The organism is Roseburia lenta (assembly GCF_014287435.1).
Classification (GTDB): Bacteria; Bacillota; Clostridia; order Lachnospirales; family Lachnospiraceae; genus Pararoseburia; species Pararoseburia lenta.
In genome coordinates, this window is record NZ_JACOPG010000002.1 from 23,924 (window position 1) to 43,683 (window position 19,760).

17 protein-coding genes and 1 tRNA gene are annotated in these 19,760 nt (G+C 47.5%); 3 read left to right on the forward strand and 15 right to left on the reverse strand.

The genetic code is table 11. From position 1 onward, the window contains the following. Positions 1-22 precede the first annotated feature (22 nt). A complete protein-coding gene (locus tag H8R94_RS04050; RefSeq protein WP_118535821.1) occupies positions 23-223 on the forward strand; it encodes a putative motility protein in 201 nt (66 codons plus the stop codon). A gap of 86 nt (positions 224-309) precedes the next feature. Here H8R94_RS04050 and H8R94_RS04055 read toward each other — a convergent pair whose 3' ends face one another. The 4 genes from H8R94_RS04055 to H8R94_RS04070 all read right to left on the reverse strand — a co-directional run bounded on the left by H8R94_RS04055 (position 310) and on the right by H8R94_RS04070 (position 5,206). Then, a complete protein-coding gene (locus tag H8R94_RS04055) occupies positions 310-684 on the reverse strand; it encodes a RidA family protein (RefSeq protein WP_118280015.1) in 375 nt (124 codons plus the stop codon). 109 nt (positions 685-793) lie between these two features. Continuing rightward, positions 794-1,636, reverse strand: coding sequence for a CvfB family protein (locus tag H8R94_RS04060; RefSeq protein WP_118535819.1), 843 nt, complete (start codon positions 1,634-1,636; stop codon positions 794-796). 13 nt (positions 1,637-1,649) lie between these two features. After that, positions 1,650-2,366: an acyl-[acyl-carrier-protein] thioesterase gene (locus H8R94_RS04065; RefSeq protein ID WP_118535817.1), complete on the reverse strand. Its 717-nt coding sequence runs from the start codon at positions 2,364-2,366 to the stop codon at positions 1,650-1,652. 152 nt (positions 2,367-2,518) lie between these two features. Beyond that, positions 2,519-5,206, reverse strand: coding sequence for a transglycosylase domain-containing protein (locus H8R94_RS04070; RefSeq protein ID WP_186853968.1), 2,688 nt, complete (start codon positions 5,204-5,206; stop codon positions 2,519-2,521). A 133-nt stretch (positions 5,207-5,339) separates the two neighbouring features. Here H8R94_RS04070 and H8R94_RS04075 point away from each other — a divergent pair, with 133 nt between their 5' ends. Both H8R94_RS04075 and H8R94_RS04080 read left to right on the forward strand, forming a co-directional pair. Beyond that, complete coding sequence (locus tag H8R94_RS04075) at positions 5,340-6,002, forward strand: YigZ family protein (protein WP_118280024.1); 663 nt, start codon at positions 5,340-5,342, stop codon at positions 6,000-6,002. A gap of 72 nt (positions 6,003-6,074) precedes the next feature. Continuing rightward, positions 6,075-6,146: transfer RNA gene (locus H8R94_RS04080), tRNA-Gln, on the forward strand. Positions 6,147-6,270: 124 nt separating this feature from the next. Here the strand turns inward: H8R94_RS04080 and H8R94_RS04085 are convergent. From H8R94_RS04085 to ftsH, 11 genes are all read right to left on the reverse strand, one after another. Then, positions 6,271-8,391 carry a glutamine synthetase III family protein gene (locus H8R94_RS04085; protein WP_118280027.1) on the reverse strand — a complete coding sequence of 707 codons (2,121 nt, stop codon included), beginning with the start codon at positions 8,389-8,391 and terminating at the stop codon, positions 6,271-6,273. Between the two features lie 145 nt (positions 8,392-8,536). After that, a complete protein-coding gene (gene fba / locus H8R94_RS04090) occupies positions 8,537-9,400 on the reverse strand; it encodes a class II fructose-1,6-bisphosphate aldolase (RefSeq protein ID WP_118280029.1) in 864 nt (287 codons plus the stop codon). Between the two features lie 63 nt (positions 9,401-9,463). After that, entirely contained in the window at positions 9,464-10,351 is an 888-nt protein-coding gene (locus H8R94_RS04095) for a diacylglycerol/lipid kinase family protein (protein WP_118280032.1), read from the reverse strand. Between the two features lie 10 nt (positions 10,352-10,361). After that, positions 10,362-10,610, reverse strand: coding sequence for an HPr family phosphocarrier protein (locus tag H8R94_RS04100; RefSeq protein ID WP_186853969.1), 249 nt, complete (start codon positions 10,608-10,610; stop codon positions 10,362-10,364). Between the two features lie 11 nt (positions 10,611-10,621). Then, positions 10,622-11,518, reverse strand: a complete 897-nt coding sequence (gene whiA / locus H8R94_RS04105) for a DNA-binding protein WhiA (protein ID WP_118280037.1) — start codon at positions 11,516-11,518, stop codon at positions 10,622-10,624. A gap of 9 nt (positions 11,519-11,527) precedes the next feature. Then, positions 11,528-12,403 (reverse strand): RNase adapter RapZ, encoded by an 876-nt coding sequence (gene rapZ, locus H8R94_RS04110; protein ID WP_118280039.1) that lies wholly within the window; start codon positions 12,401-12,403, stop codon positions 11,528-11,530. Positions 12,404-12,429: 26 nt separating this feature from the next. Further along, complete coding sequence (gene murB, locus H8R94_RS04115; protein WP_186853970.1) at positions 12,430-13,320, reverse strand: UDP-N-acetylmuramate dehydrogenase; 891 nt, start codon at positions 13,318-13,320, stop codon at positions 12,430-12,432. 41 nt (positions 13,321-13,361) lie between these two features. Then, complete coding sequence (locus tag H8R94_RS04120) at positions 13,362-14,744, reverse strand: aminopeptidase (protein ID WP_186853971.1); 1,383 nt, start codon at positions 14,742-14,744, stop codon at positions 13,362-13,364. 62 nt (positions 14,745-14,806) lie between these two features. Then, complete coding sequence (hprK, locus tag H8R94_RS04125; RefSeq protein WP_118280047.1) at positions 14,807-15,742, reverse strand: HPr(Ser) kinase/phosphatase; 936 nt, start codon at positions 15,740-15,742, stop codon at positions 14,807-14,809. Positions 15,743-15,803: 61 nt separating this feature from the next. After that, positions 15,804-17,696 carry an excinuclease ABC subunit UvrC gene (gene uvrC / locus H8R94_RS04130; protein ID WP_118280049.1) on the reverse strand — a complete coding sequence of 631 codons (1,893 nt, stop codon included), beginning with the start codon at positions 17,694-17,696 and terminating at the stop codon, positions 15,804-15,806. A gap of 5 nt (positions 17,697-17,701) precedes the next feature. Next, complete coding sequence (gene ftsH / locus H8R94_RS04135) at positions 17,702-19,705, reverse strand: ATP-dependent zinc metalloprotease FtsH (protein WP_178010887.1); 2,004 nt, start codon at positions 19,703-19,705, stop codon at positions 17,702-17,704. Positions 19,706-19,760: the final 55 nt, after the last annotated feature.

A 19,760-nucleotide genomic window follows, 5' to 3' on the forward strand; every position in this document is an offset into this window, starting at 1 on the left:
CGCATAGAAAGGAGGAATTGTCATGAATATTACACCTGTTTCTTCCGGTATGATATCAGATACCGGCGCCTTACAACAGATCGGCATTGCCATGTTAAGCAAGCAACTGGATACTGCCACATCTACCGGTGATCTTCTTGCCGCTTCTCTGTCTTCTATGCCAACCCCTGTTTCAGAGGCTTCTATAAATGGTATCGGTCAGAACATCGATCTGCGCGTCTGATCGGATCCTTACAATTCTATAACAAGTGTAAGAAAAGAACCGCTAAGGGTTCTTTTCTTTTTTCCTTCTGCAATTATAAACTTCTCTTATTTCAAGGCAATGGCTTCGATTTCAAGCATAACATCCTTTGGCAGTCTTGCCACTTCTACACAACTGCGGCTTGGATATGGCTCTGTGAAGTATTTTGCATAAACTTCGTTGATCGCTCCAAAATCATTCATTTCCTTAATGAATACAGTTGTCTTTACTACCTGACTGATGTCTGTACCGGCTGCCTCCAGCAGATTTTTCATATTTAAGAATGCCTGCTCTGCCTGTGCTACGGATCCCTCCGGGATATTGCCTGTAGCAGGATCTACCGGGATGATACCTGATGTATAAACCATACCGTTTACTTCGATTGCCTGTGAATATGGTCCGATTGCTGCCGGTGCCTTATCTGTTGCGATTACTTTTTTCATAATGTACTGCTTCCTTTCTATTTCTAATGGACTACCTGTCAGGTGCAGGTTCTCCTTTTTTACGTCTTTTGCTATTATAGCATACTCCTATCCTATGGTATAGAAAAACTTAGTCCGCTTTACGGATCTTACCGTCCGTGATCTGAATTCTTCTTTCCTTATATAAGCGTCCTACCGCGCGTTTGAATGCAGCCTTGCTAAGTCCTGTCTCACGGAAAATGATTTCCGGTGTTGCCTTTTCCGTAAACGGCAGAACGCCTGCATAGGACTCGATCAGATCCATGATTCTTTCCGCATCATCATCCATCTGCATATAGGCTTTCTTACGCATAGATACATCCAGTTTGCCGTCTTCCTTGATGCCGGTCACCTCCACCGTGATCACATCTCCTAATTGCAGATGTGATGTGTCTTCATGTTTCGGGATCATGGCTGAATATTTGTCATCGATTGCCAAAAATGTACCAAAATCATGACCGAACTCATAAACACGTCCCTCCACTTCATCACCGATCTGATACGGTGGATTGGTGGACAGGCCTTCATAGATACCGCGCGTGCTGGCGCATAAACGATTGCTCTTATCAATATAAAGGCGTACCAAGATCTCGTCACCCTCATGCACCTTTCTGGTCTGCTCCTTATACGGAAGCAGTAAGTCTTTTTCCAAGCCCCAATCCAAAAAAGCACCGATACGTCCCACTTCTTTCACTGTAAGAACCGCGATCTCATTTAAGGTGATAAATGGATGCGTCGTTGTCGCGATCATACGATCTTTGGAATCCCGGTAAAGAAAGACCTCGATCTCGTCACCGACTATGGTCTGGTCCGGAACCTGCTTCTTGGGAAGTAGGACTCTCTCCTCTGCCTTCGCCTGATCCTTATCTGCCAGATAGACACCAAAATCTACTTTTTTTATGACCCGTAAGGTCTGCATACATCCTAATTTCATTGTATTTCCTTTCTTATTTGTTGTTGATTGTAAATTCAACAACCGCAAACAATTCTTTTTCCTCGTTTTCTAAAGCAACCACACGCTGATTTTCCTCTTGCACACTGTAGCAGATAACCTGATCTGATAAGACTGCTGATTTGCGAAACTCCACATAAATCTGGCTTATCTTTTGTCCTCTCGGCAGGCACTCTCTCGCCGCCTCAACATAATGGGCATTGTTCATATGATGGTTGGTATCCAGATGCAACTTGGTCACAGTAAAGTCATAGACTCTGGTCATAGTATCCGGCAATTTACGCTTGCGCAGGTTCCATTCACCCTCTAACTGCGGATCAATCGTATAGGCATCCAGCATTTCCTGTGGCAGACGTACCGGCGATAATTTATCCAGATCCATCAAAATCCACAAGGAATCGGCTTGGACATAGACCCGTCCCGCCTGATCCTCGATCGTAAAATTACGATATCCCAGCATACCGCGAAAACGATACGGCCAAGTCTTGACCACGATCGACTCACCCACCATCGGCATTTCCTTTAATAATTTGATCTGATAGGATGTCACAAACCAGCCAATATGATGCTCTGCCAGATAGGATAAGCCCACGCCCAGATCTTCCGCCTGCATGGTACAGCAATCCTGCAAGTAATTCATAATGCCCGATACAGACAATCTGCCTTTTTCATCTGCCTCACTATATCTTACACGGCTATGTAATGCATACATTGTTTTCGCCCTCTCATCATTTTTCTAGTCCATTATAAAATAACACAAAATAGAGATAAGGTAAATGTATCTGTTTTGAGCCACGGACAATCACCCACAAAAAGCGCCAGAAACGGCATATTCGCTATACCGCTGCTGGCGTTCTTTCTTTTTTATGGTGTTGTACTCGGCGTTGTGCTACCGTCACCTGCCGAGCCACCGGAGGAACCGCCCGAACTGCTGCCGGAGCTGTTGTCCCCTCCCGAAGTGTCAGTCTGTGATTTATTGTCAGTAATGGTTCCCTCAACCGTCGGCTTGACGCTTCCATCACTTGTGGAACCATCGCTTGTGCTGCCGGAAGATGTATGCACGCTGCATACCGTATTCAATGCTTCTTCCGTGATCAGATATGGTCCGTCTTCTGTCTCCGCCGTACCACCGATGATGAATACCGTCGGCACACGATTTTCAGCTGGGCAATACTCTCCGGCGATCTGACCGGAGGCAGAGCAGATGTCTAACTTGACATGATGGTCACAAGTCTCTTTCGGTACAGAATCCTTATCGAAATACTCGGTATAAACCATAGAGCCTCTCGGATCCGCATCGCAGACACCCTCGATCGCCAGTTTACCTGACTTCTTACATACCTGCGCCGTCACAATACCGGATGGCTGTGTAAACTCCTTACGAGGCAGGTTCTCATGGATACGCTGCATGACTGAATGCCAGATCAGTTTGGCATATGCGGTATAAGTCTGCTCCGTATTGTCATCATAGCCGCCCCAGACTGCCGCTGTATAATATGGCGTGTAGCCTGCAAATACCGTATCACGGTTCTTGGTCGTCGTACCGGTCTTTGCCGCCGTCGGCATATTGGAAAGTCCCGCACCGGAACCTGTACCGGATGTGATAACATCCTGCATGGCATTGGTCAAAAGCCACGCCGTCGTATCCTTTAACACTTCCTTGGAAGTATTTTGTGTATTGTCCAGGATCACATTGCCGTTATGATCCAAAACCTGTGTATAGAATACCGGCTTGTTGTAGTCTCCGCCATTTGCGATCGTTGCATAAGATGCCGTAAGTTCCAGATCCGTAACACCATGGGTCAGACCGCCCAGGCATAAGGTCTGGTTGTTGTCTCCCGGTTCCAAAGTAGAAATACCAAGGGCTTCTGCATATTCAAAGCCAAGTCCGGTACCGATCTGGGTCAGGTTCTTGACCGTCACGACATTCATGGAAGATATGATCGCATCACGGATCGTGGTAAAGCCACGATAGCGATTGTCGTAGTTGTGAAGCGGCGTACCATTTGCATAACTGGTCGGTGCATCATCCTGCACGCTGGCAAGGGTCAATCCGCCGGCATCCAATGCTGCCGCATAACAACCGATGATCTTGAAGCAGGATCCCGGCTGACGTGTAATGTTGGTTGCACGGTTCAGCGTCTTGCTGGCTGTCTTGTTGCCACGACCGCCTACTAAAGCAACCACATGTCCGGTTGCCTGGTCGATCACGGAAATGGCAGCCTGTGGCTGTAAAGTATAAGTGATCGTCTCGCCACCCTCGGCGATCGTATCGCCTTCTTCCATGATCTCAGACTTGTACTGTTCAATCGCCTGATCACATTCTTCCTGTGAAGAGAAGTTAATATCATAATTCGGATTCTGCGCCTGATAGTAGGTCAGCATGGTCTGCTCACTGTAATTCTGATAAGTGCCGTCCTTCTTCGTCACCGTCAAACGGTAAGAGAAAGAATAAAGCACATGATCTGAATAGTTTGCATTGTTGTTGACTTCTTCCTCACAGATGGTCTGGATATTGCTATCCTGCGTAGAGTTGATGGTCAGACCGCCACTATAAAGCATCTGATAAGCCTGCGCCTCTGTATAGCCTTTCTGGTCTACCAGATCATTTACCACTTCATCCGTCAGCGCATCTACAAAATAAGAAGTGCTTGCACTGGATTCATTCTGCGCATTCACGATCTGGATACGATCGTAAAGGTTGTCCTCTAAGGCTTCATCATATTCCGACTGGTTGATATAGCCCAGATCCAACATCTTTTTGAGGACTTTTTTACGTCTGGACGCATTGTCCTTCGGGTTGGTGATTGGATTGTACTTGGACGGATTCTGCGTGATTGCTGCGATCGCCGCATCCTCGGACAAGGTCAGTTCGGAGACAGACTTATTGAAATAACGCTCCGATGCTGCCTCAACTCCAAGGGTATTCTGTCCTAAGTTGATCGTATTCAGATAATTTTCCAGGATCGTATCCTTATCTTCTACCTTTTCCAACTGGACTGCCAGATACTGCTCCTGGATCTTACGGTTGACACTGTCTAAGAGTGTGGCTTCCTTTGTCCACGTTGTAAAATAGTTGTTTTTCAGCAATTGCTGGGTGATGGTCGATGCACCCTGCATCTTCTCACCGCCACTGATGATACCGGTAAAGCCTGCACGGATAATACCACGCAGATCAATACCATTGTGCTTGTAAAATCGCTCGTCCTCGATCGCTACAAAGGCATGCTGCAAGTCCTTGGGGATCTCATCGATTGTCACATAAGTACGGTTGGAGCCGGAGGCTGCCAGCGTCTCGATCTCATTTCCCGCTGAATCCAAGACTGTCGTGGAAAATCCATTCGGGGAAATATTGACCTCTGAAATATCCGGGCACTCTTTGATCAACTTGACTGCATACAGACCGCCTGCCACAAGTCCGACAGCGATGATGCAGAGAATGCATACCAAAATGGTCTTAATAAAGGTAATGCCGAATCTCTTTTTATTTTTGGCACGTTTGCTCGAAAGTTTAGCACTTTGCTTTTGTGCACTTTTTTTACCGTAGTTCATATCGTTCTCCTTTACTTACCATGCCTGCCCAAAAGATATACAGGCCTGGGTATTGGTCAGAATTTAAACAAATCTACTTTATTATACCAAAAACTTCATATATAATAAAGAAAAATGTGTGGGAGAGACAGGCATGGCAGAATGCACGAAAATACTATATCAGGGCGGCGTGGGCGAGATCGTCGAAAAGAAATCCCGCTTTATCGCCAGTGTCGCACCTGTTGCAACAGAACAGGAGGCACTGGACTTCATCGCAGCCAAGAAAAAGGAATACTGGGATGCGCGGCATAACTGCTATGCTTATATCATTGGCAGCAAACAGGAAATTATGCGTTGCTCCGATGACGGCGAACCGGCGCAGACCGCAGGACGGCCTATGCTCGATGTCCTCCTGTCCGCTTCCGTCTACAATATCGTTGTCGTTGTGACCCGATATTTCGGCGGCGTCTTACTTGGTACCGGAGGCTTGGTACGCGCCTATCAGGGAGCAACCAAGGCAGGACTGGATGCCAGTGTCCTGGTTGAGCAGCGTCTTGGTCGGGAACTCACCATCACCAGTGACTACAATGCCTATGGCAAGATCGACTATCTGCTACGCGAACATGCCGTGCCCGTTTCGGCAAGTGAATTTGGCGCTGATGTCCGTCTGGATGTCGTCATCGATGCCGATCTTTACGACAGTCTGCCGACCGAGATTGCCAACGTAACCAGCGGAAATGCCCTGCTTTCCTGGGGTGATTACGTGCGCTACGGCTACGATGCAGAAAAAATTATAATTTTTGAAAAAAAGACTTGATTTTTCTTTTCGCCTTCTATATAATGTTCATTGTTGAGTTGCTGTTAGACAAGTCGCTCACACAAGGCATAATGGCCCATCGCCAAATGGTAAGGCAACGGACTCTGACTCCGTCATTTCAAGGTTCGAATCCTTGTGGGCCAGTTTCAAGAACTTCTTTATGAAGTTCTTTTTTTATTTCCATTTTTTAAATGCGCAATGAAAAAGACGGCTCAGATTGGAATAACCATATTCCTCTCTGTCCGTCTTTCTTTTTCTATAAGATCATTTATACCTCAAAGATCAGATCTCCATAGGAAGGCATTGGCCATGCTTCCTTGTCTACCAGCATTTCCAATGCATCGACCGGAGCACGCAACTCTTCCATTGCCTTAAATACTTCATCGTGATAGAATTTGGCTCTGGACTCGTTCTCTTCCATGGTAAGCCCCTCTGCAACCACTTCCTGCAACTTGGCAAGTGCTACCTTGGTATCAGCCAATAAGTCAGATACCTCTACCAGAAGTTCGGTCTGCACGCTGACATCCGCATCGCAGGCAGCCTTGATCGTGTTGATCGAAGTACCGAGTTCTGTCGCATACTTGATGACTGCCGGAATGATCTGCTTGCCGGCAATATCGATCATGGTCTTAGCCTCGATATTGATCTCCTTTGCATAAAGTTCGTACTCAACTTCTGCACGGGATTCCAATTCTGCCTTAGTAAATACGCCAAAACGCTCAAACAAGGCAATGGACTTGTCTGTGGTAAGTGCAGGGATTGCCTCCACCATAGACTTGATATTCGGAAGTCCACGTCTTTCGGCTTCCTCTACCCATGCGTCAGAATAACCATTGCCGTTAAAGACGATGCGCTGATGGTCTGTCACCAACTGCTTGATCAGATCATGCACTGCCAGATCAAAATCCTCCGCCTTCTCTAAGATATCGCAGACATCCGCAAATGCCTCTGCAACGATGGTATTCAGTACGATATTCGGCTCGCCGACAGAATCCTGAGAACCAACCATACGGAACTCAAATTTATTTCCTGTGAAGGCAAACGGTGATGTACGGTTACGATCCGTAGCATCTTTCATGAAATCCGGCAAAGTCTTAACGCCGGTCTCCAACTTGGCACCGGAGATCGAATGTGTCGCTGCTCCGGTATCAATGAGTTGTGTCAATACGTCCTGCAACTGCTCGCCCAGATATACAGAGATAATAGCAGGAGGTGCCTCGTTTGCGCCCAATCTGTGATCATTTCCCACATCTGCTGCTGACTCGCGCAAAAGGTCTGCATGTTCATCTACCGCGCGCAGGATACATGCCAGAACCAGTAAGAACTGGATATTGTCATGTGGTGTCTTGCCCGGTTCCAAAAGGTTGATACCATCATCGGTAACCAGTGACCAGTTATTGTGCTTACCGGAACCATTGACGCCTGCAAATGGCTTCTCATGGAGCAGACACTGCAAACCATTACGTCCGGCTACCTTTTTCAAAGTCTCCATAATCAACTGGTTGTGGTCAACTGCCACATTTGCCTCTGCATAGATCGGTGCCAGTTCATGCTGAGCCGGTGCCACCTCATTGTGCTGTGTCTTGGAAGATACGCCCAGTTTCCACAACTCAATATTGACATCGCGCATATATGCTGCAATCCTCTCACGGATCGCGCCAAAATAATGGTCATCCATTTCCTGTCCCTTTGGCGGCATAGCACCAAAAAGAGTACGTCCGGTGTAGACCAGATCCTTACGCTGTAAGTACTTGGCACGGTCTACGATAAAGTATTCCTGCTCTGCACCGACTGATGGCATAACTCTCTGTGAAGTGGTATTGCCAAATAAACGGAGCAGGCGGACAGACTGCTTGGAGACGGCTTCCATGGAACGCAGAAGCGGTGTCTTCTGATCCAATGCCTCACCTGTATAAGAACAAAATGCAGTCGGGATGCAAAGTGTTGCACCTGCGGCATCCTGTCTGACAAAAGCCGGAGAAGTACAATCCCATGCTGTATAGCCACGCGCCTCAAACGTTGCACGCAGACCGCCGGACGGGAATGAAGAAGCATCCGGTTCGCCCTTGATGAGTTCCTTGCCGGAAAAACTCATAAGTACCTTACCATTGGACATCGGGGCAGTGATAAAAGAATCATGCTTTTCTGCCGTCACACCGGTAAGCGGCTGGAACCAATGTGTATAGTGGGTTGCTCCCTTTTCGATCGCCCATTCCTTCATTTCATGAGCAACAACATCTGCTGTTTCCGGGTCCAGTTCTCTGCCCTGACTGATGACCTCTTTCATCTTCTGATAGGTTTTCTTTGGCAAACGCTCACGCATCACAGAATCATTAAAGACATTCTCGCCAAAGATATCAGCAACGTTGAAATATTCCTGTTCTTTCATAATACTTTTCCTTCCTCGTTTCTTTCACTTGTAGCACAACTCTATCAAATATATCATAAAAATCTGATAAATCATACTATTTATAAGCAAAAAGGTGCCCCGCTATGAAAAACACATACGGAACACCTTTGTACCATCAAAAATATTAAGCTCTATTTACAGAACCAAACAGTTCCATCTTCTCTTTCACCGTTGCCTTGATTGCTTCTGTTCCAGGTAAGAGAAGTTTTCTAGGATCAAAGCCCTTGCCTTCCAGATCCTTGCCAGCCTCGATATATTCTCTTGTTGCTGCTGCAAAAGATAACTGACACTCTGTGTTTACATTGATCTTGGCAACACCAAGCGAGATTGCCTTCTTGATCATGTCATCCGGAATACCTGTACCACCATGAAGAACCAGTGGCATATCTCCTGTCAACTGCTGGATAGCATCCAAAGTCTCAAAACTAAGACCAGCCCAGTTTGCAGGGTACTTACCATGGATATTACCGATACCTGCTGCAAGCATATCAACGCCAAGATCAGCGATCGCTTTACATTCCTTAGGATCAGCACATTCTCCCATGCCGATAACGCCGTCTTCCTCTCCACCGATAGATCCTACCTCGGCTTCGATAGACATTCCCTTGCTATGTGCAAGAGCAACCAACTCTGTTGTCTTTGCAACATTCTCATCGATTGCATAATGAGAACCATCAAACATAATAGATGAGAAGCCTGCCTCAACACACTTCAAACATCCTTCATAACTACCATGATCCAAATGCAATGCAACCGGGACTGTGATATTCAATTCCTCGATCATTGCCTTTACCATTGCTGCAACTGTCTTGTATCCGGTCATGTACTTTCCGGCACCTTCAGACACACCTAAGATGACAGGAGAGTTCAACTCCTGAGCAGTCAACAATACAGCCTTTGTCCATTCTAAGTTATTGATATTGAACTGACCTACTGCGTAATGTCCAGCCTTAGCCTTGTCCAACATTTCTTTTGCAGATACCAACATAGCGGTTCCTCCATTCTTCTATATAATTTCACTCCATGAGTCATTATAGCTCAATTTATAAATCTATTCAACAATAATTTCCATTTCCTGTTTACAGTTGCTGATGGCAACAAGATGATGATTCCCACCGTACTCACCGTCCAAAGTCCATGACACATCTTCACTGCTGGTCAGTTTTAAGAAGTTGGTCTGGAAAGAGTAGACCTGATTGGAATCCTTGGAAATCCCTGTCAAAAAGCAAACGATATCATTGAGTTCGATCGGGTTTTTCGGGGTCTTGATCAAAGTCACTTCAAACACACCATCATCCAGCGCGATATTGCCCGGAATGATCCCCTTAAATCCACCTACAGACATGGAATTCGTCACCATGCCATAGATAAACTCATCATATAAGACATTGCCGTCATACTCTACCTGCATACGATAAGACGGGATATCCCAGATCTGCTTGGCTCCCTCTAAGATATAGGCAGCATGCCCCAACATATTCTTCAGATCCTGACTGGTCTGGTAACTCACCTCGGTAAAGATACCGAAGGCTGCGACGTAGACAAAATAATCTTCATTAAATTTGCCTACATCACAAGGGAAAGGCTTTCCCTCCGCAGCAATATGCGCTGCCTGTACCATATCTGATCCGATCCCCAGGGAATTACCAAAATCATTGGTACTTCCGGCAGGAATATAACCGATCGGCACCGAAATGCCAGATGCCATAACACCGGTGACAACCTCATCCAGTGTGCCGTCTCCGCCACTACAGATGATCCTGTCATAGTTGCCTGCCTCCGTGCGCGCTTTTTGCACGGCATCGCCTGCAGACTGTGTTGTATAGACCATCACTTCATATCCGGCTTTGACCATCACATCAATGATGTCTGCGAGATTCTCTTTTATCTTCCCTTTGCCGGAACGCGGGTTAAACAAAAATAAAACTCGTTTGCTCATGCTAAAAATCCTACTTTGTCAAAAACTTCTCGATCTCATCGACTGCCTTTGCATCATCCTCACCCTCAGCGTCGATCGTAACGACATCGCCCGCAGTAAGGACTAAACTCATCATACCCATAATACTCTTGGCATTGACCTTTTTCGTGTCCATCTCAAAATAGATACTGCTGGAAAACTGGTTTGCCAACTGTACCAGATGAGCGATCGGTGTGGACTCCATACTGTCTGTCATATTGATTGTTACGTTTTTTCTCACGATTGTTCCTCCTATCCCCTATGCCTGTCTGCGATCTCGCTAATGCGTCGCAGGCGGTGATTGACGCCCGACTTTCCCAGTGGCGGATCCAGCAACTGCCCCAGATCCTTGAGCGGCATATCCGGATGTTCCAAACGTACCTCTGCGATCTCTCTGAGACTGTCCGGCAAAGAACCAAGTCCTCTGGTCTGTTCGATCCACTGGATATCTTCCACCTGTCTGACAGCCGCACTGACTGTCTTTGTGATATTCGCCGTCTCGCAATTCACCTTTCGATTAACAGAATTTCTCATTTCTTTCAGGATCCGGACATTTTCCAGATCCATCAAAGCCACATGGGCTCCCATGACATTTAACATGTCAACAATCTGAGCGCCTTCTTTCAAGTAAACTACGTAATGTCTCTTTCGCTCTACTATCTTTGCATCCACTGCAAAACCCTTCATAATCTCCTGCAGTTGCAGTGCCTGTGGGCTTGTCTTACAAACGATTTCAAAGTGGTAATTCTTGTTGGGGTCGCTGATGGATCCGGCTGCCAGAAAGGCACCGCGTATAAAGGCGCGACGACAACAGGTCTGCTGTAACAACAGCCCATCTACCACGTCCATGCGGATGGATACGCCATCCTCCCTCTCTTTATACATCTTTACCATGGTCAGGACATCTTTTGCATCCTGCTCATCCAAATGAGCCCCATATTCAGATATATTAGTTGTTTTATCTAATAAAGTAAAGTACTTTTTTTGCACCAGCGGGTTTTCCGATTCCATGGAAAGAATCGTCTTTTTCCCCTGGGTCAAAAGTTTTCCTTCATGACTGAGAATTGCCGCCAATTCCGCCAGTCTGCAATGCCTGCTTCCGTCGATATGCTGGCTCAATTCCTTTTTTACTTCTGCTGAAAAGGACATTGGAACCTCCTACTTTCCGCGCAAGGCATCTTTACCGATGTCGCGGTGCTCGATCTTGACGCCGATCGCATCTTCATCCAGTAAGCGCTCGTGCAATTTGTTTGCCAGTGTGACCGAACGGTGCTTGCCACCGGTACAGCCGATCGCGATCACCAGTTGGTTCTTGCCCTCTTTTATGTAATTCGGGATCAGAAACTCGATCATGTCTACCAGTTTGTCCAAAAAGATATGGGACTCCTCGTAGCCCATCACAAACTTCTGGATCTCAATGTCATTGCCGGTCTTGGGTCTGAGTTCCGCGATATAGTATGGATTTGGCAGAAAACGCACATCAAAGACTAAGTCTGCGTCCGCCGGTATGCCGTACTTAAAGCCAAAGGACATGACCGTCACAAAAAGGCTGCGGAAGTCTTCTTCCTGCACAAAGATCTTTTGCAGTTCCTCCTTTAACTCGCGCGTCAGAAGGTGTGAGGTATCAATGATATAGTCTGCTTCCTCTTTCAAAAATCCGATCGCTGCTCGCTCCTTGATGATGCCTGCCTGAATACGCTCCGTCCCGGACAGTGGGTGATTCCGTCTGGTCTCCTTATAACGCTTGACCAGTACCTCATCCTCAGCATCCAAAAAGAGAATGCTGTATTTCTTGCCATCCTGCCGCAGTTCGGATAAGACCGACTGTAAAAGATGTAAGGACTCGCCGCTTCGGATATCGATGCCGACGACCAGTTTCTGCTCCTTGGCGGAAGGCTGCTCCGACAGATCGATAAAACTCTTAAGAAGCGGGATCGGCAGGTTATCTACACAGTAGTAGCCCAGATCCTCCAACATCTTGAATGCCGTTGACTTTCCCGCCCCGGACATCCCCGTTAATATCAATAATTTCATACTTTATCGCCTCCTGCATGCGATTCTTAAAAGTTACCCACAAATCGTACTTCCGGCTCTAAGTGAACGCCAAATTGTGCATAGACCCGGTCTGATACGTCATGCATAAGCCCCCGCACATCTGTTGCCGTCGCCTTCCCCAGATTGACTACAAATCCACAATGCTTGTCAGAAACTGCGGCATCACCGACACGGTAGCCCGCCAGTCCTGCATCCATGATGAGTTTGCCTGCGAAATAGCCCTCCGGGCGCTTAAAGGTAGACCCTGCGCTTGGGTATTCCAGCGGCTGCTTTGCCTGTCGTCTGATTCGGTAATCATCCATCTCTGCCTTGATCTGCCCTGTCTCCTGCGGGTGCAGTTTCATGGTAGCAGACAATACGATAGCACCTTCTTCCATCATACGGCTGTGCCGGTAAGAAAGATCCAGATCTTCTGCATGCCAGTTCTCGATCCTGCCGTCTGCGCGCAGGACTCTGACCTCTTGCAGGACATCCTTCATTTCTCCGCCATAAGCGCCGGCATTCATGCATACGGCTCCGCCGATCGTGCCAGGGATCCCTGCCGCAAAAGCCAGTCCACCCAATCCGTGCTCCAGTGCCGCATTAGCCACCTGGGACAGGAGCGCTCCCGCTTCTGCCCGAATCTGATTGCCCTCGACCGTGATAGCAGACGCCTCTTTGCCAAAGGATAAGACCAGTCCCTCGATCCCCTGATCTCCCACTAAGACATTGCTGCCATTGCCTAAGATGGTGACCGGGATGTCATGGGTCTTGCAATACGATACCAATGGCGCCACATCCGCAACCTGTACAGACGCAAAAAGCCCTGCTGGGCCGCCAATCCGAAAAGTGGTATGGCGGCTCATAGGCTCTTTTTCTAAAAAGTTGATATGTGGAAATTTCTTTTTGATTTCCATTGTTTATTTTCCTCCATGGTCAAATAATAAACCGTCAGATATTAGTTGTGTAAAAATGCTACATATCCCTTGTATGCTTCGTAGAGATCCACCTTGCTGATGATCTCCCATGGTGCATGCATGTTGAGCACTGCCACACCACTGTCGATGACCTGCATATCCAGATTGCCCAGAATGTAAGCGATTGTTCCGCCGCCACCTGCATCTACCTTACCGAGTTCTGCGGTCTGGAAGGACACATCTGCGTCATCCATGACTTTGCGCATTTCAGCCATATATTCTGCGCTTGCATCGTTGGAACCGGACTTGCCGCGTGAACCTGTATACTTATTAAAGACAAGACCTCTGCCGAAGTAAGCCGCATTTTTCTTTTCCATAACAGACGGATAGTTTGGATCGTAGGCTGCGCTGACATCGGAAGATAATACCTTGGAATTGCGCAGTGCACGGCGCAGCAACAACTCAGAAGTCTGACCGGTCAGTGCCATGACCTCTGCAACCGTATTTTCAAAAAAGCGTGATTCCATACCGGTTGCACCGACAGATCCGATCTCTTCCTTGTCTACCAAAAGACAGACGCTGGTGTACTCTACGTCCATCACCTCTGCGATCGCCTTAAAAGATGGGTAAGCGCAGACTCTGTCGTCATGACCATAGCCCATGATCATAGAACGATCAAAGCCGTAGTCTCTAGCCTTTCCTGCCGGAACCACTTCAATCTCAGCGGATAAGAAATCTTCTTCCTCAATGTCGTACTGCTCTGTTAAAATACGAAGGACATTTGCCTTGACACATTCTTTTTCTTCTTTGCTCTCTACCGGGATACTTCCCACCAGCACATTGAGGTCTTCTCCCTCGATCACCTTGGATGCCTTTTTCTCCATCTGCTCTGCAGAGAGATGGATCAAAAGATCGCTGACTCCGAATACCGGATCTTCGTCCTTTTCACCGATGCATACATTGATGACACTGCCGTCTTTTTTGACGATCACACCATGTAAAGCCAGTGGCAGGGTCACCCACTGATATTTCTTGACGCCACCGTAATAATGGGTATCTAAAAGTGCCATATCGGTATCTTCGTATAATGGATTCTGCTTGAGATCCAGACGCGGAGAATCAATATGTGCTCCTAAAATACGCATACCATCGGAAAGCGGACGCTTGCCGATCACAAAAGCAGCCACCATCTTTTTCTTGTTGATGGCATAGACCTTATCTCCTGCCTTTAAGGTCTTGCCGGAAGCGATGATCTCATCCAGATTTTCAAAGCCTGCCTGCTTTGCTTCTGCCTCAAAGAATGCTGCGCACTCTCTTTCAGTCTTGTGTTCTGACAAGAACTGGCGATAGCCGTCTGCAAAATCATAGACAGCCTGACGCTTGTCCTCTTCCTGATACTTTTTCCATGCATTTGCTCTTTCCAAAATAAAACACTCCTATCTTTTATAATATATGCAAAATCTAAGGCTTCATGCCTAACGAAAAACTACTCCTGTCCCTGACTGATATTGTCCTGGACACGACGGTAGAGTTCTTGTGCGGCATTGTAGCCCATCTTCTTTTGACGATGGTTGACGGCTGCCGTCTCACAGATCACGGCAAGATTACGTCCCGGACGGATCGGCAGGGAATGACATACCACATCAATACCCAAGATGTTCATATGCTCATCCTCAAGACCCAGGCGGTCATAATCGTTTTCCTTTTTCCAATCTTCCAATTTGATGACAAAATCGATCTTCTGGCTCTCCTTGATACTCTCAACACCAAAAAGACTCTTAACATCGATGATGCCGATACCACGCAGTTCGATCAGATGCTTGGTGATCTTCGGGGCACGTCCCAGAAGAGTGTGGGCGTTAGTCTTTCGGATCTCGACCACGTCATCTGCCACCAGACGATGTCCTCTGCGGATCAACTCCAGAGCAGCCTCGCTCTTTCCGATACCGCTTTCTCCTGTGATCAGAAGTCCTTCACCATAGACATCGACCAATACACCATGAATGGTCGTGCACGGTGCCAAAAGTACATTGAGTTCAAAGATCAACTCGGACATGAACTCGGATGTCCCGCGCTCGGTTCCCAGGATCGGGATCTTGCGCTCATGTGCAATATCCATCAAAGACTGCTCCGGTACGAAACCACGGCAAAAGATCACACACGGTATGTCGTAGGAAAGCAGTTTGCGGTAGATCTCCGCACGTTCCTCTGCGGTCTTATTATTCATATATGCATGCTCTACCATACCGATCATCTGGATCCGGTCTGCCTCGAAGTGCTCATAAAATCCATTCAACTGTAATGCCGGACGGTTGACATCCGCAACGCATACGAAATGTTCCTCCAGATTGAGGTCTTCTGTAAAATTCTTTAAATGCAGTTTGTCTGCAACGATGGAAAGTTTTGCCTGTATTGGTTCCATAGTCCTTCTCCTTTATCGTCAAATCACAATATAACCACTCCTGTTATTGTAACCAACTTTTTCATTTTTGTACAGTAGGGTCAGCCTCACTTCCGTGAAAATACCGGTAGAGTTTTTCTGCTGCACGCATATCCATGGATGGGGTATCGGCAAGTTCCTCAATACTGGCATTTCGCATCTCATCCGCACTGGCATAGCGTTTCATCAGAGCCTTGCGCCTTGCCGGTCCGATGCCCTCCACATCATCCAGGAAACTGTGCACCTGTGACTTGCTGCGCAAAGACCGGTGATACTCGATAGCAAAACGATGGGCTTCGTCCTGCAATCGCGTGATCAGATGAAAGCCCTCCGATGTCCGGTCGATTGGGATAAGCTCATTATGGAAATATAAACCTCTGGTCCTGTGGTGGTCATCCTTTACCATACCGCAGACCGGTATGGACAGATGCAGGTCTGCCAAGACCTCCTCACAGATATTGACCTGGCCGCGTCCGCCATCCATCATAATAACATCTGGGAAACGCGTAAAACTGCCCAGCGATTCGTCCGCTCCCTTGGCACGCAGTTCTTCCCGTTCCTGTAGACCGTGAGAAAAACGTCTGGTCAGAACTTCCCGCATGGAGCCATAGTCATCCGGTCCCGTGATAGTCTTGAGTTTGAACTTTCGATAATCACTGCGCAGAGGTTTTCCCTTTTCAAAAACCACCATGGAGCCAACCGTCTGAAAGCCGTTGATATTGGAAATATCGTAGGCTTCCATGCGGTTTAGATGCTCCATGCCAAGCAGTCCCGCGATCTCTTTTAAGGCACCGATGGTACGACCTTCCTCTTTCTTGATCCGCTCCCGATCCTGGGCTAAGACCATGGCAGCATTCTTTTCTGCCAGTTCCACCATCTTATTCTTCATGCCCTTTTGCGGTACACGCAAGTAGACACGCTGTCCTTTTTTCTCCGTCAGCCATTGCTCGATCACCCGGGCATCCTCGATCTCTTCCTGTAAAAAGATCTCGCGTGGAATGATCGGCGTACCGGCATAAAATTGTTGGATGAAACGTGTTACAACTTCCCCGTCTGCTTCATCCATGCGCACATTCATAAAGAAATGCTCGCGTCCGATCAGTTTTCCCGACCGCACAAAGAATACCTGTACGACGGCATCCTCCCCCTGCTTTGCCAGTGCAACGATGTCCTTGTCATCCATCTCACTTGCATTGGTAATCTTCTGCTTCTGCACGCAGGCACGGACACTCCCCAGCAGATCACGGTATTCTGCCGCCTTTTCAAATTCCATATCTGCTGCCGCTTTTTGCATCTTCTCGGTCAGCATCTTCTCAACCTCGCCATAGGAGCCGTTCAAAAAGTCAATGGCTCCCTGGACGCTTTTTTGATATTCCTCCTCCGAAACCTTGCCGGTACAGACACCCGGGCACTGCTTCATATGGTAATTCAGACAAGGTCTGCGCTTACCGAAATTATCCGGGAACTTTTGGTTGCAGGTGCGCAAATGGTAGATCTTCTGCACCAGATCAATGGTATCCTTGACAGCCGCCGCGCTGGTAAAAGGTCCGAAATATTTTGCCTTGTCCTTTTTCAGTTGACGCGAAAAAAGGACTCTGGGGTAAGCTTCTCCCAGCGTCACTTTGATATACGGATATGTCTTATCGTCACGAAGCATAGTATTATACTTTGGGCGATGCTCCTTGATCAGATTGCATTCTAAGACCAGTGCCTCCAATTCCGAATCCGTCACAATATATTCAAAATAGGCTATCTGCTGCACCATGCGCTGTTTCTTGATACCCTCATCATGGCTGGGCTGGAAATACTGGTGCACGCGATGGCGCAGAGACTTTGCCTTGCCAATATAGATGATGGCTTCTTTGGCATCATGCATAATATAAACTCCCGGAGAATCCGGGAGTTTTGCTAATTCTTCTTCAATCGAAAAATCCATATTCTTTACTCTTCCACAAATAAATCTTTGTCGTCGATCTCTTCTACTGTCTCAGCAGAAGTATCCTCTTTCTTTTCCTCCGGGTCATCCAGTCCCTTCAGGTCACGGAAGATCTTCATAAATTCCTTACCGGTGATGGTCTCATGCTCGTAGAGATAGTCTGAGATCTTATCTAAGATCTCGCGGTTTTCTTCCAAAAGACCGGTCGCCTTGTCGTAACACTCGGTCACGATACGAAGGACTTCCTGATCCACCTCTGCCGCGGTACGCTCGCCACAAGTCATGGAGGCTCTGCCTTCCAGATACTGGTTCTCCACCGTTGCCAATCCCATCATGCCAAACTTATCAGACATACCAAAACGTGTCACCATGTTTCTGGCAATGCTGGTCGCATTCTCAATATCGTTGGAAGCACCACTGGTCGGAGACTCAAATACGAGTTGTTCTGCGGCACGCCCACCCATAAAGGTGGTGATCTTGGCAAGCAGTTCATCCTTGGTCTCTAAGAACTTCTCCTCCTCCGGAGTCTGTAAGGTATAGCCCAAAGCACCCATGGTACGCGGTACGATCGTGATCTTTTGTACCGGCTCGGTGTTCTTCTGCAAAGCGGAAACAAGCGCATGCCCTACTTCATGATAAGAAACGATCTTGCGCTCCTTGTCACTCATGACGCGGTCTTTTTTCTCTTTACCGCCGACAGCAACTAATTCAAATGCCTCAAACAAGTCGCTCTGGTTGACAAACTTACGGTCATGCTTTACGGCGATGATGGCAGCCTCATTGATGATATTGGCAAGATCGGATCCTACCAGTCCGGCAGATGCCAGTGCCAATGCATCCAGATCTACCGTCTCATCCATAGCCACATCCTTGGCATGTACCTTTAAGGTCTCCAGACGTCCTTTTTGATCCGGACGGTCTACGATGATGCGTCGGTCAAAACGTCCCGGACGAAGCAATGCCTTATCCAGAACTTCCGGACGGTTGGTAGCCGCTAAGATCAAAAGTCCCTTAGAAGTATCAAATCCATCCATTTCTGCTAATAACTGATTCAGAGTCTGCTCACGCTCGTCATTGCCACCGCCATAGCGGGAATCACGGCTCTTACCGATGGCATCGATCTCATCGATAAAGATGATACACGGTGCAGCCTTCTGTGCCTCTTTAAAAAGATCACGGACGCGGGAAGCACCGACACCGACGAACATTTCCACGAAATCGGATCCTGCCAGAGAGAAGAACGGCACGCCCGCTTCTCCGGCTACTGCCTTAGCAAGCAAAGTCTTACCGGTTCCGGGAGGTCCGACCAAAAGTGCGCCCTTTGGCAATTTGGCACCGATCGAGGTATATTTCTGAGGATTGTGCAGGAAATCTACTACTTCCTGCAAGGATTCCTTTGCCTCATCCTGTCCGGCAACATCCTTGAAGGTCACACCGGTAGACTTCTCCACATAGACCTTGGCATTGGACTTGCCAACACCCATGGCTCCGCCGCCCATGCGCTTCATAAGGAAGGACATGAGTATCCATAAGAGTACGATCGGGATAACAAAACTCAGAACATTGTAAATGATCACTGCCGTAGAGTCTGAGATCTCTCCGTCGATCTCCACATCATGTTCCTTTAATAAAGGAAGGAGGTCTGCATCAGAGATATAAGCGGTGTAATAGGTGATCGTCAGATCCTGCCCTGTACTCTCCTTATATAACTGTGCCTGGATGGACGCGGTCTGAGAGTCTGATCCCACCTTGGCACCATCTACCAGTTTGATGTTGATCTGATCGCCGTCAAAGACAACCGACTTGACCTGATCCTTCTCTACCAGATCCAGGAACTTGGAATAGGTGATCGCCTCTGTCGTACTGGAGCCTGCACTGCTATATAGAAGGCTGGTGATAAACATGGCGATCAGTGCAAAGAGCACAAAGAGCATGATCGGCTGTCGTTTTTTGTTGTTATTATTGTTATTCGGTCCACCCTGCTGTGAACCATTGTTGTTTTCGTTCATTTTATCCTCCACTCGCGTAGGTATTACCTCATCCATTATATTTGACCTAAATGGC

Excerpts from the sequence above, each read along its gene's own strand:
- H8R94_RS04065 (WP_118535817.1), bottom strand. The coding sequence starts at position 2,366 with ATGTATGCATTACATAGCCGTGTAAGATATAGTGAGGCAGATGAAAAA.
- rapZ (WP_118280039.1), bottom strand. The coding sequence starts at position 12,403 with ATGAAATTATTGATATTAACGGGGATGTCCGGGGCGGGAAAGTCAACG.
- H8R94_RS04095 (WP_118280032.1), bottom strand. The coding sequence starts at position 10,351 with ATGAGCAAACGAGTTTTATTTTTGTTTAACCCGCGTTCCGGCAAAGGG.
- H8R94_RS04060 (WP_118535819.1), bottom strand. The coding sequence starts at position 1,636 with ATGAAATTAGGATGTATGCAGACCTTACGGGTCATAAAAAAAGTAGAT.
- murB (WP_186853970.1), bottom strand. The coding sequence starts at position 13,320 with ATGGAAATCAAAAAGAAATTTCCACATATCAACTTTTTAGAAAAAGAG.
- hprK (WP_118280047.1), bottom strand. The coding sequence starts at position 15,742 with ATGGAACCAATACAGGCAAAACTTTCCATCGTTGCAGACAAACTGCAT.
- ftsH (WP_178010887.1), bottom strand. The coding sequence starts at position 19,705 with ATGAACGAAAACAACAATGGTTCACAGCAGGGTGGACCGAATAACAAT.
- H8R94_RS04055 (WP_118280015.1), bottom strand. The coding sequence starts at position 684 with ATGAAAAAAGTAATCGCAACAGATAAGGCACCGGCAGCAATCGGACCA.
- H8R94_RS04075 (WP_118280024.1), top strand. The coding sequence starts at position 5,340 with ATGGCAGAATGCACGAAAATACTATATCAGGGCGGCGTGGGCGAGATC.
- uvrC (WP_118280049.1), bottom strand. The coding sequence starts at position 17,696 with ATGGATTTTTCGATTGAAGAAGAATTAGCAAAACTCCCGGATTCTCCG.
- fba (WP_118280029.1), bottom strand. The coding sequence starts at position 9,400 with ATGTTGGTATCTGCAAAAGAAATGTTGGACAAGGCTAAGGCTGGACAT.
- H8R94_RS04050 (WP_118535821.1), top strand. The coding sequence starts at position 23 with ATGAATATTACACCTGTTTCTTCCGGTATGATATCAGATACCGGCGCC.
- whiA (WP_118280037.1), bottom strand. The coding sequence starts at position 11,518 with ATGTCCTTTTCAGCAGAAGTAAAAAAGGAATTGAGCCAGCATATCGAC.
- H8R94_RS04085 (WP_118280027.1), bottom strand. The coding sequence starts at position 8,391 with ATGAAAGAACAGGAATATTTCAACGTTGCTGATATCTTTGGCGAGAAT.
- H8R94_RS04070 (WP_186853968.1), bottom strand. The coding sequence starts at position 5,206 with ATGAACTACGGTAAAAAAAGTGCACAAAAGCAAAGTGCTAAACTTTCG.